This is a genomic window from Planctomycetota bacterium (genome assembly GCA_016125255.1).
GTDB lineage: Bacteria > Planctomycetota > Phycisphaerae > Phycisphaerales > Zrk34 > RI-421.
In genome coordinates this window covers 18,260-35,875 of sequence record WGMD01000006.1, presented here as the reverse complement: position 1 = coordinate 35,875, position 17,616 = coordinate 18,260, and the positions used below count along the sequence as shown (strand labels likewise).

The window sequence follows — 17,616 nt, the reverse complement described above, 5'->3', positions numbered from 1 at the left end:
GGGACTCCCATCGCGCGGGGCGCGTCATTTTTCCAGGAACATGCGGCTGCGGACGATCTGATGAATCAGCGTGCGCAGGCGATCATCGTGTTTGTCCGCGTCGGCGACGATCCGGTCGATCACCTCGCGGTCGGCGAACTGGACGCCGGCGCCGGTGGCGTAGGTGATCAGCCGCTCGGTGATCGCGCGGACGACCTGCTCCCGGTCCGCCATCAGCAGGTTGGACAGTTCGTCATAACCGTCGAAGGGCTTGCCATCAGGTGTGACGCCGGCGGCATCGACGGGCGGGCCTTTCCATGCGCGGGGCCCGCCTGGGTAAACCTCGGCGCGGCCGGCGTCGGTCTTGTCGGACGCGCGGTACCACGTGCGAAACCCGCCGATCACGTCGTACGCTTCGAGCGCGAAGCCGGGCGGATCGATCGTGCGATGGCACGCGGCGCAGGACGGATCGGCGCGGTGCTTGTCGAGCTGCTGACGAATGGTTGTGGAGCCGCGCGTGTCGGGGTCGATGGCGCCGACGCTGGGCGGGGGCGGATTGGGGGGCGTGCCCAGCAGATTGTCGAGCAGGAATTTGCCGCGCTGGACGGGCGACGTCACGGTGCCGTTGGCGGTGACTTTGAGAATCGCGGCCTGGGTCATGAGACCCTGTCGGTGGGAGCTGGGCGGATTGGGCACGGCCCGCAGCTCCATGCCGCTGACGCCGTCAATCTGGTAGTGCCGGGCGAGGCGTTCGTTGATGAAAAGGAAATCGGAGCGGACGAAGTTGACGACGCTCAGGTCGTGATGCAGAAGATGATCGAAGAAGCCGAATGTTTCGCGGGGCATGGACCAGTGCAGCTCATCGTCGAACTCGGGGTAGAGTTTCGCATCGGGCGTCGTGGCGTCGAAGTCGCGCAGGTTGAGCCATTGACCGACGAAATTCTGCGTGAAGGTCTCGGCGCGCGGGTCGGCGAGGAGGCGATCGACCTGCGCATCGAGCACGTCCGGGTCGTGGAGCTTGCCGGCGGCGGCGAGCCGCAGCAGTTCGTCATCGGGCATCGCGCTCCAAAGGAAATACGAAAGGCGCGACGCCAGGGCGAAATCGTCGAGTTTGCCGGGCATTTCCAGCAGGTACAGGCACTGCGGCGAGCAGAGGATGGCTTTGAAGCCCAGACGCATGGCGTCGTTGAATTCGTAACCCTGCGCGAGTCGGTCGCGCACGATGTCCAGCAGCGGCGCGATCTCGTCGCGCGGCACCGGCCGGCGGAACGCACGCTGCGCGAAGGCGAGCAACAGGCGATCCGCATCCGCGGCCGGATCGGGCGAGTACGCCTCGGCGGGTTCATCATCGCCGATGGCGGGCCAGTCACGATGCTTGCGGATGGCCTCGCGAATCCTGCCCGTCACGACGGGCAGGTCGCCGAAGAGCAAACGGTGCGAGCGCGTGGGCCAGGTCTCGCCGAGCGGGCCCTCGAAATCGAACCAGTCGACCTTGATGCCCGGGGCCTTGGTCTGATCCAGCGGCGCATCGCCCTGGGCTTTGATGAAAGCGTCGGAGAGCGGCAGGTGCGAAGCGAAGAATGACAGCGACTCGTGCTCATCGAGGTCGATGTCAAAGGTGATGATCCGCGGGGCGCCGGGCGGGATGTCGCGGAAGTCGACGACATGCGAGGGGACGGTGTGCGCGGCGAGCTGATGATGAATCGCCAGCACGAGCGGGGCGTCCGAGTTGACGGCGGCGGCGGCGATGCGGAGGCGGTAGCGGCCGGGCGTCTCAGCGCGGAAGGTGCGAAAGGTGCGATGGTCGGGGCGATTGGAGTAGATGATCGCCGCGTCGCCGACGATGGTGACATCCTTGCCGACGGACGCACCCCAGCGATCGCGGGCGTACGGGCCGGCCAGCTCGTGCTGATGCACGGTCTGATTCTTTTTGCGTTCGATCGCCAGCGCGAGCGAAGCGTCGATGACGTTCATGTAGCTGACCATGTGCGACCCGGACACGTCGTTGCCCGCCGCCACATTGTCGAATCCGTCGGCGACGCCGTCCGGCGGCAGATCGTCATGCATCGGCACGTACACGCCGAGCAATTCGCGCAGCGTATTCTGGAATTCGACGCGATTGAGGCGGCGGAGCACGACGCGGCCGTCGGTCTGCTGCGATCGGCGGGAGGCGTCATACAGGGCGGCGTTGAGCGAAGTGGTGAATGCGGCGAGCGCTTGCGGCTCGGGGCGCGGGCGTTTGGCCGGGGGCATCTGGCCGGTCGATGTCTTGTCGTAGATTTTGATCCATGTGTCCAGCGCGGTGCGGTCGGCGAGGTTCCCGCTCAGGGCCGTCAGATCGAGCCCCGCCTTGGGGTGCGGCGATTCATGACACTCCGTGCAGTGATCTTCGAGAAACGGGCGAACCAGCGGCGCGATGTTCGCATGATCCCCCGGCGGCGCAGCAAGAAGCGGCGACACGCCCAGCGCGCCAATGAGCAGCAACATCAACGAACAACGAAAGGGCATGACAATCTCGCGGGCGGGGCGCGTCGATCAGGGATCAACGTGCATGGGCAGGTAGCGGATGCGGATGACCTTCGGGTCGGTGGCGAAGTAGTCGGTGAACGTCAGGTGAAGCGTGTCGCCGACGAAGAGGCCCGAGGCGTAGCAGAAGCCGGTGTAGCCGTTGCGGGCGGTGGTGATGAGGTCGGGTTTGTAGACAAGCTGACGATACCCGCTCCATGTGCGTCCGCCGTCGCGGCTCCGCCACATGCCCAGGATCAGCCGCGGCCCCAGTGCATGCGTATCGCCGCCGCCGACATACGGGTTCCACACCAGCAGGATCGACCCGTCCGCCGGATCGCGCAAGAGCTTGGGCGGAGCGACGGCCGAGGGAATGTTCGACGGCACGCCTTCGGACCATGAATCGCCGTTATCCTCCGACCGCGATTCGTAGAAGCGCCCCGCCATCGTCCGCCCGAGCATCAGCAGTTTGCCTGGCGCATATTCGACGACGTCGGCTTCGTGAAACATGCCGCGGCGCTTTTCTTCGATCGGGTCCGGCGTGCGGCGCTGCCATGTGCGGCCGTGATCGTCGCTCGTGTAGATCAACGTGCCGATCAGATACGGCTTGCTCTGAATCCGCCGGCGGGAGACGGGATGAACGAGACGCCCGCTGCTTGTGACGAGCAGGCGATCGACCGCGCTGGTCTGATAGAACTGCCAGTCGCCGTCGGAGATGAGCACTTCGTCGGACCACGTCTTGCCTTCGTCGCTCGACCATCGAAAGGCCTTCTCGCCTTTCTGCTGCCGTGGCTCGGCGGGCAGGCGCTTCGTGTAGCTCAGCCCCAGTTCGCCATTGCCGAGCCGCGCCAGCGACGGGTGATACAGGTCATATTTCGGATCGCTCATGAGCGCGACGGGTTCGGTCCATGTCTTGCCGCCGTCGGTCGATCGCCGCATGCCCAGCCGCACGCCTTGCGCGTCATCCGAATACGTCGGCCACTGTCCGTACGCGAACAGGAGCGATCCGTCGCGCAGGTCGATCATGTCGCCTTCGCTCGCCCGCTCAAAGCCCGGCACCGGGTCGGTGAAGACCGTGCCGAAGTCCGTGTCGCCCGGCTGCGTCGTCGTCACCGTCGGGAACGCCGCCGGCTCGCCGGCTTTGCCGTGATCGTCGATCGAGCTGATGCGATGTTCGCACCGCACGCCGCCCAGCAGGCCGACGCTCTCGTAGGTCGTCACCTCGACGGGCAGTTCGGCGACGGCGCGCCATTTGGTTTCGCCTTCGAGCAGGCGCTCGATCTGAACCCCGCGCACCTCCGCCGCGGGCTTCGCCCACATGAGCTTCACCGCCGTCGGCGCGATCGGCTCGGCCTTCAAATCCCCGGGCGGCGCAATCGGCGCCGGCGCGGGCGCACCGGCCCGAAGGGCGGCGGTGAACAACAACATCACAACAGCGGGGATCAATCGGTGCATGGTTCTCTCATCTTGATCGGCGCGTCAGCGAATTTTGGGGATCGCATACTGCGAAGTGCCCGCTGGTTCGCCGTCGATGGTTTTCTGGTCCGTGTCGCTGAAGCGCATCAGTTCGACGTGACCATCGACATAGCCGGCGTTGAGGGTCATGGTGGGTTTGACATCGACGAGCGCGGTCACGCCGCCGTCGATCCAGAAGCTTTCATAGTCTTCGGAGTTCTCGTAGCCGGTCATCGGTATCGGGTGATTGAAGCGCAGTTCGTGGAACTGGTGGCCGGTCCAGTAGAGCATGTCGGTCGTAAGGAGCTTCGACGTGCTCGAAAGCGACATCGGGCCGGTCCATCCCTGGTTCTTGTAGCCCCACCAGCTCCACCAGATGCCGAACGACGACTTGAGGAAGTGCGTGCGGCTGTTCCAGTAGCGCGGATTCAGATCGGCGGGACGGCTGGGGATCATCGGGCACATGAGCACTTCGGCATCGTTGAGGGTCGAGCCGATGTACTTGCTGATGGCGGGGTAGCGGCCGAGATTATCGTCGCCGTGGTAATTGATGTAGTAGGGATTGGAGAGCGTGTCGGGTCCGTTGTTGTGCTTATAGGTCGGGACGGTGGGGGGGAAGACCGTGTTGTTGTCTGTCGCATAGACGAGGCCGGCCTGCACGACTTGACGCTGCCGTGCGGCGCAGAGAGTGAGATTGGCGGCGTAGCGCGCGGACTTGAGGGCGGGAAGCAGGATGGCGATGAGCACCATGATGATCGACGTGACGACGAGCAGTTCGACGAGCGTAAAGCCGAATTGGAAGGAGCGTCGTTGCATATCAGTTGTGTTTCCCGGTGGGGTTGGCGCCCAAGAGGGCGAAGCCGACGAAGCGGTATCGTGCGGCGCCGGTGTCGGGGGTGCTGGTGGATCCGAAGCGGACGAAGCAGCCGGCCAGGTCGCCGCGCGTGGGTTTGACGGAGCCGGGGTCGTCGCGGTAGACGGGCGTCAGGGAGCCGTCGATGTACAGTGCGGCGGTGCGCGACGCGGGGTCGTAGACGAGGCGCAGGCGGTGATAGCCGGCGTGATCGGAGACGAAGGAGGCGTGATCGTTGCGGGAATCGACGATGAGACGGTCGTCGGGCGTGGCGCCGAGATCGAGCCAGAACTCGCGGCCGCCATCGGGGTCGTCGCGCGTGTCGGGGCCGACGAAGTTGATGACGCGCGAACCGTTGGGCGGCGAAGCGCCGTCGGCGTCGACGCTCACCACCGCTTCAAGCACCCACGCCTGCTCCATCACCGACCCATGCATCGCCTTGGGCAGGTCCATGCGATAGCTCGGGCGCGAGGGCATGGAGCCGCGATTGGCGTCGTTGCGGCGGTTGTTGTCATACACGAGCCATGCGGGTCCGGCGGGATCGTCGGTCACCGGCGCGACGAGGCCCGCGTCGAGATTCGACGTGCTGATCCATCCTTCGGTGCGCGGATCGGCCGCGCCGGAGTGCTGAATCAGCCAGGGATGCGTGTGGTCCAGATCGGCGGGCACGGCGGGCAGTGCGGCGATCGTCGGCAGGCCCGTCCGCAGATCGCATTGGGCCGACTGACCGGCGACGAGGCGCATCCGCACCGGCTCCGCGCCGCTGACCGTCGCTTCGGGGCCGATCACGTCGACCTTGCCTTCATGCACGACGACGAAGGCGCGCTCGGCCGCGGTGGCATCGATGGTGAAGCGCGTGCCCAGATCGATGACGCGCGCCCCGCCGGGCAGATCGACCGCGAACCCATGCGCCCGGTCGGGCACGTACGCTTCGAGCCGCCCGCGCGTCAGTCGCCCGCGGTTCGGCCCGGTCATTTCAAATTCGCACGGGCCGACGAGATCGACCACGGCCGTCGAACCGTACATGAGCTGCACGCTGCCGGAGCGCAGTCGGATCGGCCGCTCGGCCAGTTGTTCGCCCAGCGGGATCGACGCGTCGGCGCTCTCGTACACCGCGTCGACGGCGTTCGTCAGCGTCGCGACAAAGGGGCCTGCCGGCTGATCGGTCAAAGCCGTCGAAGGATGCCTCGCAGCGTGCGGCGAGACGGGAGCGAGCATGAACATCAGCACAATCGCCGCCGCGATCGCCATCGCCGCAGCCCAACCGGCCCAGTGACGATGCGAGGCGATGGGCCGAACCACCGGCGGAATTTCGACCGTCTCGCCCGGCAGCACCTCGACCGGCGCGCTCACGTCCGCCATCTGATGCGACTGCACGCACAGAGCGACGAATACATTGCGTGCTTCGGCGCTCGATGTCAGCCGCCGGCGAAGGTCATCAAGCTGATCGATGCTGAGCATGTTGTCGACGTAGCCCAGCGCCAGCGCGACCATCGCTTCGTCATCGCAGCGGAGGATCACATGCTGTGCCCGGGCGCGGTCAGTCATGGCGGCCCTCCGCTTCGCGCGCCAGGCGGCGGGAGATGCACTCAGCCAAGGCGCGGTGAATGCGCGTCAGGGCGACGTAGACCGTGTTGAGCTCCTTGCCCAGGTGCGACGCGAGACGCTTGCCCGAAAGCCCCTGCGTGTAACGCAGCGACACGAGCTGGCGGCTGTAGGGCGAAAGCTTTTCGATGCATTCGTGAAGCGCGTGCACCGTGTCGCTGCCCGCGCCGGCGTCGAAGGGCTCCCAGTGCGGATCGAGCAGGTCGAGAATGTCGGAGGAAAAGTGCGGATCGGACTTGCGGTCGCGGAGGGCGTTGAGCGCCAAATGCCGGGCGGCGACGCGGAGCCAGTTGGCCAGATGGGCCGCGTTCTCGATCGTGTCGCGCTTCTGATAGGCGGAGACGAACACGTCCTGAAGGACATCCTCGGCAAGGTGGGCGTCGCCGATGATGGAGACAATGTAGGCGAGGATATTGGGCCGAAGCTGGGCCAGGGAGCGGACGAGAATGGTGCCGTCGATTGCCAAGAGAAGTCTCCGGTCATTGTTGCACGCGGGGCCGTGACAACTGTACATCGGCGGCGCGGAAATCTCGATGAAGAAATCAGCCCGTATGACAAGGCGGGGAGACTTCAGTCTCCCCGCCGCCTGGATTCTCTCGATCCATCGTTCTGCGTGTCTCAGCGTCGCCGACGTCCGGCCGCGGAGCCGAAGGCCATCAGCGCCAATCCGCCGGGCAGGGCCAGCGGCGTGGGGACGGGGATGGCGCTCACCGTACCGGTGAAGACCATCGGGGTGGCGCTGGATCCGCTGACGTTGGAGACGCGGAACGTGCCGGCGCCGGTGGCCGTGCCGGGCGTGGTCTGGTCCTGTTGCAGGTTGCCGATTTCGATGAATCGGAACTCGACGATGCCCGTCAGGCCGGTCAGCGACAGCGACTTGGAGTAGTTGGTGTCAGTGGCGGTCATCGCCAGGGTGAACAAGGGGGATGCGTAGTTGTCGGCGCTGACGTAGAAGCCCATCGTGCCCGGTCCGTTGGTGGCGGAGCGGGCGCGGAAGTCGAACTGGGTGATGCTCGCGGTGTATCCGGCTTCGACTGTGAATCGGAAGGCGACATAGTTGACGTCGACGGCGGGCGTCGCGCCGGGGGCGGTGGCCCATCCGCTGGAACTGTACGTGCTGCCGGAGCTGTTGGCGGTCAATGCGGCACTGCGGGCGAGCTCGGCGGTGGATACGTGCGTCGCGGTCGTGCCCACGACCGGCGAAGGCGGATTGGTCGTCGTGACGCTCCAGGAAGCGATCATCGCCGCGGGAGCATTTTGGGAGACAACCAAGATCGCCGCGATTGCGACGATCACCAACATCATGCGACGGATTCGACTCATGTTCTACCTCAAATTAAAAGGAAACTAGGGAAATTCGCCTCTTCTTAATATCGTTCATCGCCGCCGCCGCGCGATCGCCGCGACGCCGATTCCCAGAAGGGCCAGACTGGTCGGCTCGGGAGCACTGACGGGGGCCGTGATGCCCTCCTGCCGGATCGTTTCAAGGGCGGTGAGGTCCAGGACGGTGTTGTAAATGCGCACATCGTCAAAAAGCGCATCGGGCGTCGCGGTGCTCGAGCGCTGCGTGCCGCCGAGGCGCAGTTCATCGTCATTGTCGGCGACCGCGCCCTTGTTGAGCGTCCGGGTGGAGCCGAGCTGTGCGACGGCGCTGGCGACGGCGCCGGTGTAGAACTTGACGTTATTGGTGGTCAAGGAGCCGTCGTAGGTGACGACCATGAAGTGCCATACATTCAGATCGACGGCGGCGTTGGCGGAACTGGCGATGGAGGTGCCGTTGACGGAGATCGTCAAACCGCCGGAGGAATTGCTGAACAGCCAGTCGAAGCCGCTGGTGTTCGGCGACAGGTCGTTCTTGGCGATGAGTCGCTTGTTGGCGGCGATCGCGGACTGAGGATTGAACCAGAGGGCGATGGTGAATTTCGTCAGGTTGTCAACATCGTCGATGGGCTGCGTGCCTGACGGGTCGGTGGCGACGAGATAGCTCGTCGATCCGCCGCTGGTATTGAAGCTGGCGGTGGAGGCGCTGTTGGGGGTGTTGGTGGAGCGGGTCGAAGTGCTGTTGAAGACGCCATTGATCGTGCCGTTGCCGGCGGAATTGAGGGCGTTGGTCGTGCCGCTGGCGGCTTCGTCAAAGGTCCAGTGCAGCACGATCGATGCCCGCGTCAGACTCGGCATCGCAAGCGATACGATCATCGCCCACGCGCCGGCCACGAGGCGCAATCGCCCGCGTTGACCGCTTTCATCATTTTTCGACACGTTTCATCTCCTTGCGAACGCGGCGAATAACCCCATGTCACACCGAAAGATGCAGTTGCATTCAGTCATGGCGCGTCATGCTTCTCGTCACTTATTGCACGGGCGGGGGTTGCGACTGTACATGGAAAATCCGCGAATCTTCGCCGGCGTGTCAGTCGGGGATCTCGGCGGCGAACTGACGCTTGAACGCGGCCAGATTGGCGAACCCGGCGGGGAGGGTCGCTTCGTCGGGCAGAAGGACCGGGATACCGTCGCGAACCGGGTAGCGCAGGCCGCCGATCGATGCGACCAATTCGTCGCCTTCAGGGCGCAACGGCGAGCGCGTGACGGGACAGACAAGAATCCGGAGCAGTTCGGCATCGAGTGGGGCGGTCATGGTGGGTCGATTCTACTCTTTCACCCGTTCGATTTCCGCGCCGAGGGCTTGCAGCTTCCTGTCGAGCTGCTCGTACCCGCGGTCCAGGTGGTACACGCGGTTGACTTTGGTCGTGCCCTTGGCGGCGAGACCGGCCATGACGAGCCCGGCCGAGGCGCGCAGATCGCTCGCCATCACCGGGGCGCCGATGAGCCGTTTGACCCCGCTGACCATGACGGTCGGGCCTTGCCGGTAAAGGTTCGCGCCCATGCGGGCCAGCTCGGCGACGTGCAGAAAGCGCTCGGGGTAGATTTTTTCGGTGATGATCGAGTTGCCGTCGGCGAGTGTGAGCAGGGCCATGAGCTGGGCCTGAAGGTCGGTCGGGAACCCGGGGTGGGGTTGGGTCGTGACCATGACCGGTTCGAGCCGGCGTGCGGACGAGACGGCGACGGTCGCCCGCATCAGGTCGGCGTTCTTGTCGACGACATCGACGCCCACGCCGATGTTGGCAAGGCAATCGACCGCCGCGCCCAGCGCGTCGATCGGGCAGTTTTCGACTTTGACATCGCCGTTGGTGATCGCCGCGGTCATCAGGAGCGTGCCCGCCTCGATGCGGTCGGCGATGACGCGGTGCTCCGTGCCGCGCAGGGTTTTGACGCCTTCAATGGTCATGCGCGGCGTGCCGGCCCCGCTGATGTGCGCGCCCATCGCATTGAGGAAGTCCGCCACATCGACGACTTCCGGCTCGCACGCCGCCGACTCGATCACCGTCGTGCCGTCGGCCAGCGAAGCGGCGCACATCACATTGATCGTGCCCAGCACGGTGGACCCGAACGGCCCGCCGAGGAAGATTTTCGATCCGCGCAGCTTGCGGGTTTTGGCGTGGACGTTGCCGCCTTCCTCAAGGTCGATATCGACGTTGAGCTGGCGGAGGCCGCGGAGGTGGATGTCGATGGGACGGTCGCCGATGGCGCAGCCGCCGGGCATGGAGATCAGGGCGTTATGTCGTTTGCCGAGCAGGGGGCCGAGCACGCAGACGCTCGCCCGCATCGTGCGGACGACCTCGTAACGGGCGTGCGAGTTGAGTTCGTCGACGACCTCGAGCTTCATCGTGCCGTTTTCGGCATGTTCGACCGTGCAGCCAAGCTCGCGCAGGAGGTTGGCCATGTTATCGATGTCCGACAGGTGCGGCACGCCATGCAGCACGCACGGCCCTTCCGCCAGCAGCGCCGCCGCCATCAACGGCAACGCCGCATTCTTCGCGCCCGACACACGCACCGTGCCCTTGAGCCGGCGACCACCTTGAATCACGAAAGCGTCCATGCTTGTGAGAGTCCTTTGAAGATGAGGCGGGGGGACTTAAGTCCCCCCGCCTTGTGAAATCCGGGGGTCAGTATTTGATCTTGAGCGTCTTGCCCTGTTTGGCGGCGTCCATGGCGGTGAGGATCACATCCAGGGATCGGAAACCTTCCTCGCCGTCGATCGAGGGCTTTTTGTTCTTGAGGATACTATCGGTCAAAGCATCGATGACGCCTGAAGCGACCTGTTTTTCGTTGGTCGCCATCTCGCCGACCTTGTGCTTTTCCATGTCGCCGTTGCGGTAGTTGACTACGACGCCGAAGGCCGGATCGGTGCCGATGGAGACGACGCCCTTGGTGCAGTAGACGACGGTGTAGTTCTCTTCCGCGCCGTAGTTGGTCCACGAGAGGATCATCGACCCGACGACGCCCTTGTCGGTCTTGAGCGTCAGGTACGCGTTGTCATCGAGGCCGATGAGTTTGCCATCGGGGGTGCGTTTGTCGAGCGTGGCGAGGATGCCGCCGACTTCGGTGAACTCCTGCCCGAGGAGCCAGCGCATCAGGTCGGCCTTGTGCACGCCCAGATCGCCGGTCACGCCCATGAACGCCGACCCCTTCTGGAAGAACCAGCTCTTGGACCCGTCGACGCTCCATCCCTCGGGCCCCGGATGTTTGAACGCCGTGCGGAACGAGAGCACCTTGCCCACCCGCCCCGAGTCGAGAATCTCTTTGGCCCGGACGTGCGGGGGCATCAGGCGCTGATTGAGCCCGATCATCAGGAACTTGCGGGTCTTTTTGGCGGTGGCGATCATCTTTTTGGCATCCGAGCGCGTCGTCGACATGGGCTTTTCGCACAGCAAATGCTTGCCCGCCTTGAGTGCGTCGATCGTCATCGGGGCGTGCAGCGCGTTGGGGCCGCACACCACCACCGCGTCGATGTCCGCTTCCTTGAGCATCTTCTTGTAGTCGGTGTACGGCGTCGCGCCATACTTTTCGGACAGGGCCTTGACGCGATCGGCGACGGGGTCGGCGATGGCGGCGATGGTCGACTTGGGGTTGGCGTGACCTTCGGGCAGATGACGATGCTGGGCGATGGCTCCGCCGCCGATGACACCATACTTGACTTGCTTCACGTGACGTTTCCTTGTGCGGGTGAATCGAGGATTGGATACGGATGGATAAGCGTAACAGAGGGTGCGAAATGACGAAAGAGGCGGGTAAATGAGGCGGGGGGACTGAAGTCCCCCCGCCTTGTGTGCGTATCACGCGAGCCCCAGTTTCGCGAGCACTTCCGGGGGCGGGCCGGGGAAGGTCGCCATCGGCGTGTTGCCCACGTAGCCGATGTCCTTCATACCCTCCGGCGTCGTGTAGAACGCGCCGAGCGTCAGCCAGCGCACGCGGCCGAAGAATCCGGCGGCGCTCCGCCATTCCGCCTTCACCTTTCCGGGGTCGCAGATGTCGTCGGCGATCGCCGCCATCTGTTTGCCGTCCAGATCGTCGAACGGCTTGTTGAACCGCTTGATCGATTCGGCCTTGAGCCAGTCGAGGCCTTCGAGCACCACTTTGCGGTCGTTCTGCTGTTCGTCGTACGGAGCACTGACCCATTCGTCGATGAAGTCCGGCACACCGACGGCGCTGGCCGCCGGGGAGCGGTCGTCGGCGGGGATGATCAGATCGCAAAGCGATGCGAGCATGCGAAGCTGTTCCTTGCTGAGCGTGCGGGGCCAGGGGACGACGGGATTGAGCAGATTCGGATCGGACCCGATGCGCGACGGCAGCGTCGTCGCGCCGAAGCTCTGCGGATCGAGCACCGAGATCGTTCCCGCCGCCGCGATCATCCACTTGATCGCCTCGCGCCGGCTCACCGACATGGGATCGTTGTGCGAATTCAAAGCTCGCCTCCTTTCATCAGACCCGCCAGATGATCGCAATTGCGCATCGCCAGCGCGAGAATCGTCAGCGTCGGATTCTTGTCCGCGTTGGACACGAACGGCGCGCCGTCCGTGACGAACAGGTTGGGCACGTCCCACGCCTGCCCCCATTGATTGAGCACGCTCTTTTTCCGATCGTCGCCCATGCAGGTCGTCCCGACTTCGTGAATGATCGCTCCGCCGGGGTAGATGCACTTGCTGCCCTCGGTCGCCGCCTCGCCGAAAATCGTCCCGCCCATCGATTCGATGATCTGCTTGAACGTCTGCTGCATGTGCACCGCCTGCTTCAGTTCGTAGTCGGAGAACTTCCAGTGGAAGCGCAACACGGGGATGCCCCACTTGTCCTTCACATCCGGGTCGATCTCGCAGTAGCAGTCCTCATTGGGAATCATCTCGCCGCGGCCGGAGAAGTTGAGCACCGCGCCGTAGTATCGGCGGGCGTCCTCCTTGAGCTGCCGGCCGTAGGTCTTCTGCATGGCGGGGACCCAACTGACGGAGCCCATGTGCGGCATGCGCCGGCCCCCGCCGAATTCGATGTGATACCCGCGGGGGAAATCGAGCTGGTTCTTGGCCTGCTGTTGATAGCCCCACCAGGGCATGTACATGTGCATCCCGCTGGCGCCGTCCTCGTTGTGCGGCGGAAGATTCTCGAGCATCGGAATGTGACCGGCGAGCCGCGCCCCGACCGTGTCCATCAGGTATTTGCCGACGAGGCCGGTCGTGTTGGCGATGCCGTCGGGGAACTGGTTGGACTTGGAGTTGAGCATGATGCGGGCGGTTTCACAGGCGCTGGCGGCGAGGACGACGACATGAGCCGGGGCGAAGTCGTCCTTGCCGGTGGCCTTGTCGACGAAGACGACGCCGTTGGCCTTGCCGTCCTTGCCGAGCGTGACCTCGCGGGCCATCGCGCCGGTGCGGATGTCGAGATTACCGGTTTCGACGGCGGGGGGGAGCAGGACGGTCGTCGATTGGAAGTTCGCCTTGATGGAGCAGCCGCGCCCGCAATCGGTGGCGTAGAAACAGGCGGCGCGTCCGTTGATGGGTCGGGTCAGAATCGCAAGATGCGAGGGGATCACGGGAATGCCCAGCCGGTCGCAGTGCTTTTTGGTGAGCAGTTCGTAGCCGCGCGGTTTGGGCGGTGCGTGCAGTACGCCGGGGGAGGAGTTGGGCGTATTTTCCAGGCCCTCGTTGGAGCCGAACACGCCGATGAGTTCCTCCGTCTTGTCGTACCACGGCGCCATCTCGTCGTAGGTCATGGGCCAGTCGATGCCCAGTCCGTCGCGAGCGCGCGGCTTGAAGTCGTAGGGCCCCATACGCAGCGCGATGCGCCCCCAATGATTCGTCCGCCCGCCGAGCATCCGGGCGCGCCACCATTGGAATTCGCTGCCGGGAGCGCTGGTGTACGGTTCGTTGGGAACCTGCCATCCGCCGTCGACCGTCGCATCGTAAAACCCGAAGGGTTTCTCCGGCGTGCCGACGCCGCGCAACGGGGCCTGATTGGGCGTGTTGAACATCGGCGTCTCGGTCGTCGGATCGTAGTGCCGGCCCGCTTCGAGCATCAAGACCTTGAGCCCGGCATGCGCGAGCACATACCCCGCCATGCCGCCGCCCGCGCCCGAACCGACGATGACCACGTCATACTTCCGCTGCGTTTTGGAACTCATGCCTGGCGGGCTCCTTTACGATCTGACGACGATGGACACAAAGACTCAAAGACATGAAGGCACAAAGAAGACAAAAAAGGGAACTGCAATTTGAATGCATTGGCTTTCAAATTGCAATTCCCTTCGTGTCTACGTGCCTTCGTGTCTTTGTGATTATTTGCCCGAAACTTCCGCGGTCGCGCCCGCTTCGATGGTCAGCGGTTTGACTTTGAAATGTTCGCTCTGGCTGAAGAAGCGGACGGGGTTGTTGTGGAAGATGTCCAGCAGTTCCTGCTCGCTGTGGCCTCGGGCGCGGTAGTCGAGCGTGCAGCGGTGGAGATTGAACGGGTCGGAGACGCCCCAGTCCGCCGCGGCGTTGATGCAGGTGCGTTCGTGCCCATACATCTCGAGCATGTCGGCCGCGCGGGCGGGCGTCATTTTGCTGACCGGATACAGCGTCATGCCGCACCAGTATCCGCCGTCGAGCACCGGCTTGATCGTGTGCTCCTCGACATGATCCACCAGCACGCGATCCGGATTCGCCCCGACTTCGCGCAGCATGTCGAGAATCATCATCGTACCCTTGAGCTTGTCCTTCAGATGCGGCGTGTGAATCAGAATCAGATACCCATGCCGCACCGCGAACTGGGCCTGCTCCATGAAGATCAGCGCTTCGTTTTTCGTATTCTTGTTGAGCCCGATTTCGCCGATGCCCAGCACGTTAGGCCGATCCATGAACTCGGGGATGCGCGCGATGACTTCCCGGGCGAGACTGACGTTCTCCGCCTCCTTGGCGTTGATGCACATCCATGTGTAATGCTGAATCCCGAACTGGGCCGCGCGGGCGGGCTCGAACTCGGTGAGCTGACGGAAGTAGTCGCAGAAGCTGTCGGACGAGGAGCGGTCATACCCCGCCCAGAAGGCGGGCTCCGACACGGCGACCGTCCCGCTCATGGCCAGCCGCTGATAATCGTCCGTCGTCCGCGAAACACAATGAATATGCGGGTCGATCAGATACATGGGGCGCTCCGCTTAAATGACCAATGACCAAATCCCAATGACCAATGATGGAACGGCATTCGGCCTTTCATTTTTGACAGTGGGTCTTTGATCATTTCCTTGGTCATTGGTGCTTGGACATTGGTCATTTTCAATCCACCGGGTCGGAAAAGATCTTCTGAATGCGCTCCGCGCGATCGGGGGCGCGGTTGTCCATGAGGACCTTGAGGGACTGCTGATACATGGCGAGTCGGGCGTCGGAGTTGACGTCGCCTTCGCTTCGATCGCAACGGTCCATCACCGCGGCGATCTGAATCAGCCACGCGCGGACTTCGGGAAAGTAACGGTCCAGAACCTCTTGTCGATCAAGCATGAAGACTCCTTTCACGCTGGACAGGTCATTGTAGTGCCGGCGGGCGGTCGAACCAAGGTTGCACTCGTCGTGGGGCGACGATTATGATTAACGACCCTGCAAAATCACTCCCTCCGTCTGCGAGGCATTCATCACGAAAGGGATCGTTACATGGCCAAAGACAAGTCGGTGTGCAACGTCGCGCTGGTGGGTACGAAGTTCATGGGCCGGGCGCACGCCAATGCGTATCTGAAGGTCGCCAAGTTCTTCAATCTTCCGGTCGAGCCGGTGATGCACACGGTGGTGGGTCGCGACCCGGTGGGTACGCCGGCGTTCGCGAAACGGTGGGGTTGGGCGAACAGCTCGACGGACTGGAAAGCGGTCGTCGCCAATGACGAGATCGATCTGATCGACGTGTGTACGCCGAACAATTACCACGAGCCGATCGCGGTGGCGGCGCTGGAGGCGGGCAAGCATGTGGCGTGCGAGAAGCCGCTGGCGGCGACGCTGGAGGTAGCGCGGTCGATGCGCGACGCGGCGGCGAAGGCGAAACGTAAGGGCGTCAAGACGGCCGTGTGGTTCAGCTATCGCGGCTGCCCGGCGCTCGCATTGGCGCGGCAGCTCGTACAGGAAGGCAAGATCGGGCGGATTTTCCATGTGCGGGCCAATTATCTGCAAGGATGGGCTGGGCCCGACACGCCGCTCGTCTGGCGATTTGACGGGAAGGTCGCCGGCTCCGGCGCACACGGCGACTTGGGCGCCCACATCATCGACGCCGCCCGGTTCATCACCGGCGAGGAAGTCACCGAAGTCTGCGGCGCCATCGAAAAGACCTTCATCAAGGAACGCGTCATCCCCGAAGCCGACACCGGCAACATCAAGGGCGGCAAGGTCACCGGCAAGAAGAAGATGGGCAAAGTCACCGTCGACGACGCCGTGCTGTTCCTTGCAAATTTGAGCGGCGGGGGCGTGGCGTCCTTCGAATCGACGCGCTTCGCCATCGGCAATCAGAACGCCAACCGCATCGAAGTCAACGGCGAGAAGGGTTCGATCCGCTGGGACTTTGAAGATGCGAATCTGCTCTGGTACTACAACGCAGCCGACGATGCGGAGGTCGCGGGGTGGCGTCGGATCATGGCGACCGACGCGGGCAAGCACCCGTTCGCCCACGCCTGGTGGCCCGACGCGCACATCCTTGGATACGAACATGGATTCATCAATTGCACGTCTGCGATCCTGACGGACATCGCCGGGAAGAAGCCCGAAGTGCCGGTGCCGGATTTTGAGGATGCTTACCAAACGCAGCGCGTGCTCGAAGCGGCGGTACTCAGCGCCAAGAATCGCCAGTGGATCAAGCTCAGCGAGGTGAAATAGGCGAATTCCCCGAAAAATTCAGCGCGTTCGGCGAAGTGGTCGATATAATCGCAGATGCATATGGAACGTCGCCATTTTCTGATCGGGTCCCTGGCGCTGGTCGCCGCTGGTTGCGAACAGAACGTCCGGACGGTGGGTTCATCGGGCAACATGTCGGGCGTTTGGCCGAACGTGAACGCCGCTCCGCCCGTGGCGCGGACGGTGCCGCCGCCGCAGACGCCTTCGCAGGCCCAACAGCAGGCCGTTCGACCGCCCGCCGGTTCGATACAGCCCATCTCGCGCGACAACTGGACGCACGCCGGCCCCCGCCTCTCGGACATCAATCCGATGAACGGCGTCAACAAGCTGACGATCCACCACGACGGCATGCCCGAAGCCGTCACCTTCACCGACTACAACTCCTCCCGCAGTTACCTCGAACTCATCCGCCGCTCGCACCTTCAGCGCGGATGGTCCGACATCGGGTACCACTACGTCATCGACCGCGCCGGCCGACTCTGGGAAGGCCGCGACCTGCGCTATCAAGGCGCTCATGTGAAGGATCACAACGAGCACAACATCGGCGTCATGTGCATGGGCAACTTCGACATCCAGTCGCCTTCCGCCGCTCAGCTCGAAGCTCTGCACGGCACCGTCCGCCAACTCCGCCGCTTCTTCTCGATCTCCGAAAACCAGATTTACACGCACCAGGAGATCAACCCGACTTCGTGCCCCGGCCGGGCGCTTCAGCCCCGCGTGGTGAGCATGCGGTCCAGCCATCTGTTCGCTTAAGCCGCCTTAACGCTGGTTTTGCGATCACCGCCCCCCCCCGGGTTCGTCCCGCGGCGTTTTGTCGCTTGGCACCGACGCGGCGAAGGCACTCCCGCTTTTTTAAGATTTTTATTGACAAGGCATTTCGCCCATGGGTATATTCTGACCATCGAGCGGCGTGAGAAACCGCTCGTGTGTAAAAGGCGAATGAAACCCTAAGTGCGGAACGAGAGGCCACCAATGGGATTGTCAGTCGGT

The 17,616-nt window shown here is 63.8% G+C and carries 16 protein-coding genes; 2 read left to right on the top strand and 14 right to left on the bottom strand.

Annotated features, from left to right (window positions below):
• Nucleotides 1-24: 24 nt before the first annotated feature.
• The 14 genes from GC162_06895 to GC162_06830 form a co-directional block, all read right to left on the bottom strand.
• Complete coding sequence (locus tag GC162_06895) at nt 25-2,487, bottom strand: DUF1592 domain-containing protein (GenBank protein MBI1368366.1); 2,463 nt, start codon at nt 2,485-2,487, stop codon at nt 25-27.
• A gap of 27 nt (nt 2,488-2,514) precedes the next feature.
• Nucleotides 2,515-3,939 (bottom strand): hypothetical protein, encoded by a 1,425-nt coding sequence (locus tag GC162_06890; GenBank protein MBI1368365.1) that lies wholly within the window; start codon nt 3,937-3,939, stop codon nt 2,515-2,517.
• A gap of 24 nt (nt 3,940-3,963) precedes the next feature.
• The gene (locus GC162_06885; protein MBI1368364.1) at nt 3,964-4,755 is read right to left on the bottom strand and encodes a hypothetical protein; all 792 of its coding nucleotides are present in this window, start codon (nt 4,753-4,755) and stop codon (nt 3,964-3,966) included.
• 1 nt (nt 4,756) lies between these two features.
• Complete coding sequence (locus GC162_06880) at nt 4,757-6,340, bottom strand: hypothetical protein (protein MBI1368363.1); 1,584 nt, start codon at nt 6,338-6,340, stop codon at nt 4,757-4,759.
• On the bottom strand, nt 6,333-6,911 hold the full coding sequence (locus tag GC162_06875) for a sigma-70 family RNA polymerase sigma factor (GenBank protein ID MBI1368362.1): 579 nt from the start codon (nt 6,909-6,911) through the stop codon (nt 6,333-6,335). Before GC162_06875 ends, GC162_06880 begins: the two co-directional genes overlap by 8 nt.
• A 104-nt stretch (nt 6,912-7,015) precedes the next feature.
• Nucleotides 7,016-7,639, bottom strand: coding sequence for a hypothetical protein (locus GC162_06870; GenBank protein MBI1368361.1), 624 nt, complete (start codon nt 7,637-7,639; stop codon nt 7,016-7,018).
• Between the two features lie 135 nt (nt 7,640-7,774).
• Nucleotides 7,775-8,656, bottom strand: a complete 882-nt coding sequence (locus tag GC162_06865) for a PEP-CTERM sorting domain-containing protein (protein ID MBI1368360.1) — start codon at nt 8,654-8,656, stop codon at nt 7,775-7,777.
• Nucleotides 8,657-8,807: 151 nt separating this feature from the next.
• Nucleotides 8,808-9,032, bottom strand: a complete 225-nt coding sequence (locus GC162_06860) for a Trm112 family protein (GenBank protein ID MBI1368359.1) — start codon at nt 9,030-9,032, stop codon at nt 8,808-8,810.
• A 12-nt stretch (nt 9,033-9,044) separates the two neighbouring features.
• Complete coding sequence (gene murA, locus GC162_06855) at nt 9,045-10,334, bottom strand: UDP-N-acetylglucosamine 1-carboxyvinyltransferase (protein MBI1368358.1); 1,290 nt, start codon at nt 10,332-10,334, stop codon at nt 9,045-9,047.
• A 67-nt stretch (nt 10,335-10,401) separates the two neighbouring features.
• Nucleotides 10,402-11,442 (bottom strand): gfo/Idh/MocA family oxidoreductase, encoded by a 1,041-nt coding sequence (locus tag GC162_06850; GenBank protein ID MBI1368357.1) that lies wholly within the window; start codon nt 11,440-11,442, stop codon nt 10,402-10,404.
• 129 nt (nt 11,443-11,571) lie between these two features.
• The gene (locus tag GC162_06845; GenBank protein MBI1368356.1) at nt 11,572-12,174 is read right to left on the bottom strand and encodes a gluconate 2-dehydrogenase subunit 3 family protein; all 603 of its coding nucleotides are present in this window, start codon (nt 12,172-12,174) and stop codon (nt 11,572-11,574) included.
• Nucleotides 12,175-12,197: 23 nt separating this feature from the next.
• Nucleotides 12,198-13,904, bottom strand: coding sequence for an FAD-binding protein (locus tag GC162_06840; protein MBI1368355.1), 1,707 nt, complete (start codon nt 13,902-13,904; stop codon nt 12,198-12,200).
• A 153-nt stretch (nt 13,905-14,057) separates the two neighbouring features.
• A complete protein-coding gene (locus tag GC162_06835; GenBank protein MBI1368354.1) occupies nt 14,058-14,903 on the bottom strand; it encodes a metal-dependent hydrolase in 846 nt (281 codons plus the stop codon).
• Between the two features lie 130 nt (nt 14,904-15,033).
• Nucleotides 15,034-15,255, bottom strand: a complete 222-nt coding sequence (locus tag GC162_06830; GenBank protein ID MBI1368353.1) for a hypothetical protein — start codon at nt 15,253-15,255, stop codon at nt 15,034-15,036.
• Nucleotides 15,256-15,405: 150 nt separating this feature from the next.
• Here GC162_06830 and GC162_06825 point away from each other — a divergent pair, with 150 nt between their 5' ends.
• Both GC162_06825 and GC162_06820 read left to right on the top strand, forming a co-directional pair.
• Nucleotides 15,406-16,608, top strand: coding sequence for a gfo/Idh/MocA family oxidoreductase (locus GC162_06825; protein ID MBI1368352.1), 1,203 nt, complete (start codon nt 15,406-15,408; stop codon nt 16,606-16,608).
• A 54-nt stretch (nt 16,609-16,662) separates the two neighbouring features.
• Complete coding sequence (locus GC162_06820; GenBank protein ID MBI1368351.1) at nt 16,663-17,379, top strand: hypothetical protein; 717 nt, start codon at nt 16,663-16,665, stop codon at nt 17,377-17,379.
• Nucleotides 17,380-17,616: the final 237 nt, after the last annotated feature.

Coding starts and splice junctions, on each gene's coding strand:
- GC162_06895 (MBI1368366.1), bottom strand. CDS start 2,487: ATGCCCTTTCGTTGTTCGTTGATGTTGCTGCTCATTGGCGCGCTGGGC.
- GC162_06890 (MBI1368365.1), bottom strand. CDS start 3,939: ATGCACCGATTGATCCCCGCTGTTGTGATGTTGTTGTTCACCGCCGCC.
- GC162_06885 (MBI1368364.1), bottom strand. CDS start 4,755: ATGCAACGACGCTCCTTCCAATTCGGCTTTACGCTCGTCGAACTGCTC.
- GC162_06880 (MBI1368363.1), bottom strand. CDS start 6,340: ATGACTGACCGCGCCCGGGCACAGCATGTGATCCTCCGCTGCGATGAC.
- GC162_06875 (MBI1368362.1), bottom strand. CDS start 6,911: ATGTACAGTTGTCACGGCCCCGCGTGCAACAATGACCGGAGACTTCTC.
- GC162_06870 (MBI1368361.1), bottom strand. CDS start 7,639: ATGATCGCTTCCTGGAGCGTCACGACGACCAATCCGCCTTCGCCGGTC.
- GC162_06860 (MBI1368359.1), bottom strand. CDS start 9,032: ATGACCGCCCCACTCGATGCCGAACTGCTCCGGATTCTTGTCTGTCCC.
- murA (MBI1368358.1), bottom strand. CDS start 10,334: ATGGACGCTTTCGTGATTCAAGGTGGTCGCCGGCTCAAGGGCACGGTG.
- GC162_06840 (MBI1368355.1), bottom strand. CDS start 13,904: ATGAGTTCCAAAACGCAGCGGAAGTATGACGTGGTCATCGTCGGTTCG.
- GC162_06835 (MBI1368354.1), bottom strand. CDS start 14,903: ATGTATCTGATCGACCCGCATATTCATTGTGTTTCGCGGACGACGGAC.
- GC162_06830 (MBI1368353.1), bottom strand. CDS start 15,255: ATGCTTGATCGACAAGAGGTTCTGGACCGTTACTTTCCCGAAGTCCGC.
- GC162_06825 (MBI1368352.1), top strand. CDS start 15,406: ATGGCCAAAGACAAGTCGGTGTGCAACGTCGCGCTGGTGGGTACGAAG.
- GC162_06820 (MBI1368351.1), top strand. CDS start 16,663: ATGCATATGGAACGTCGCCATTTTCTGATCGGGTCCCTGGCGCTGGTC.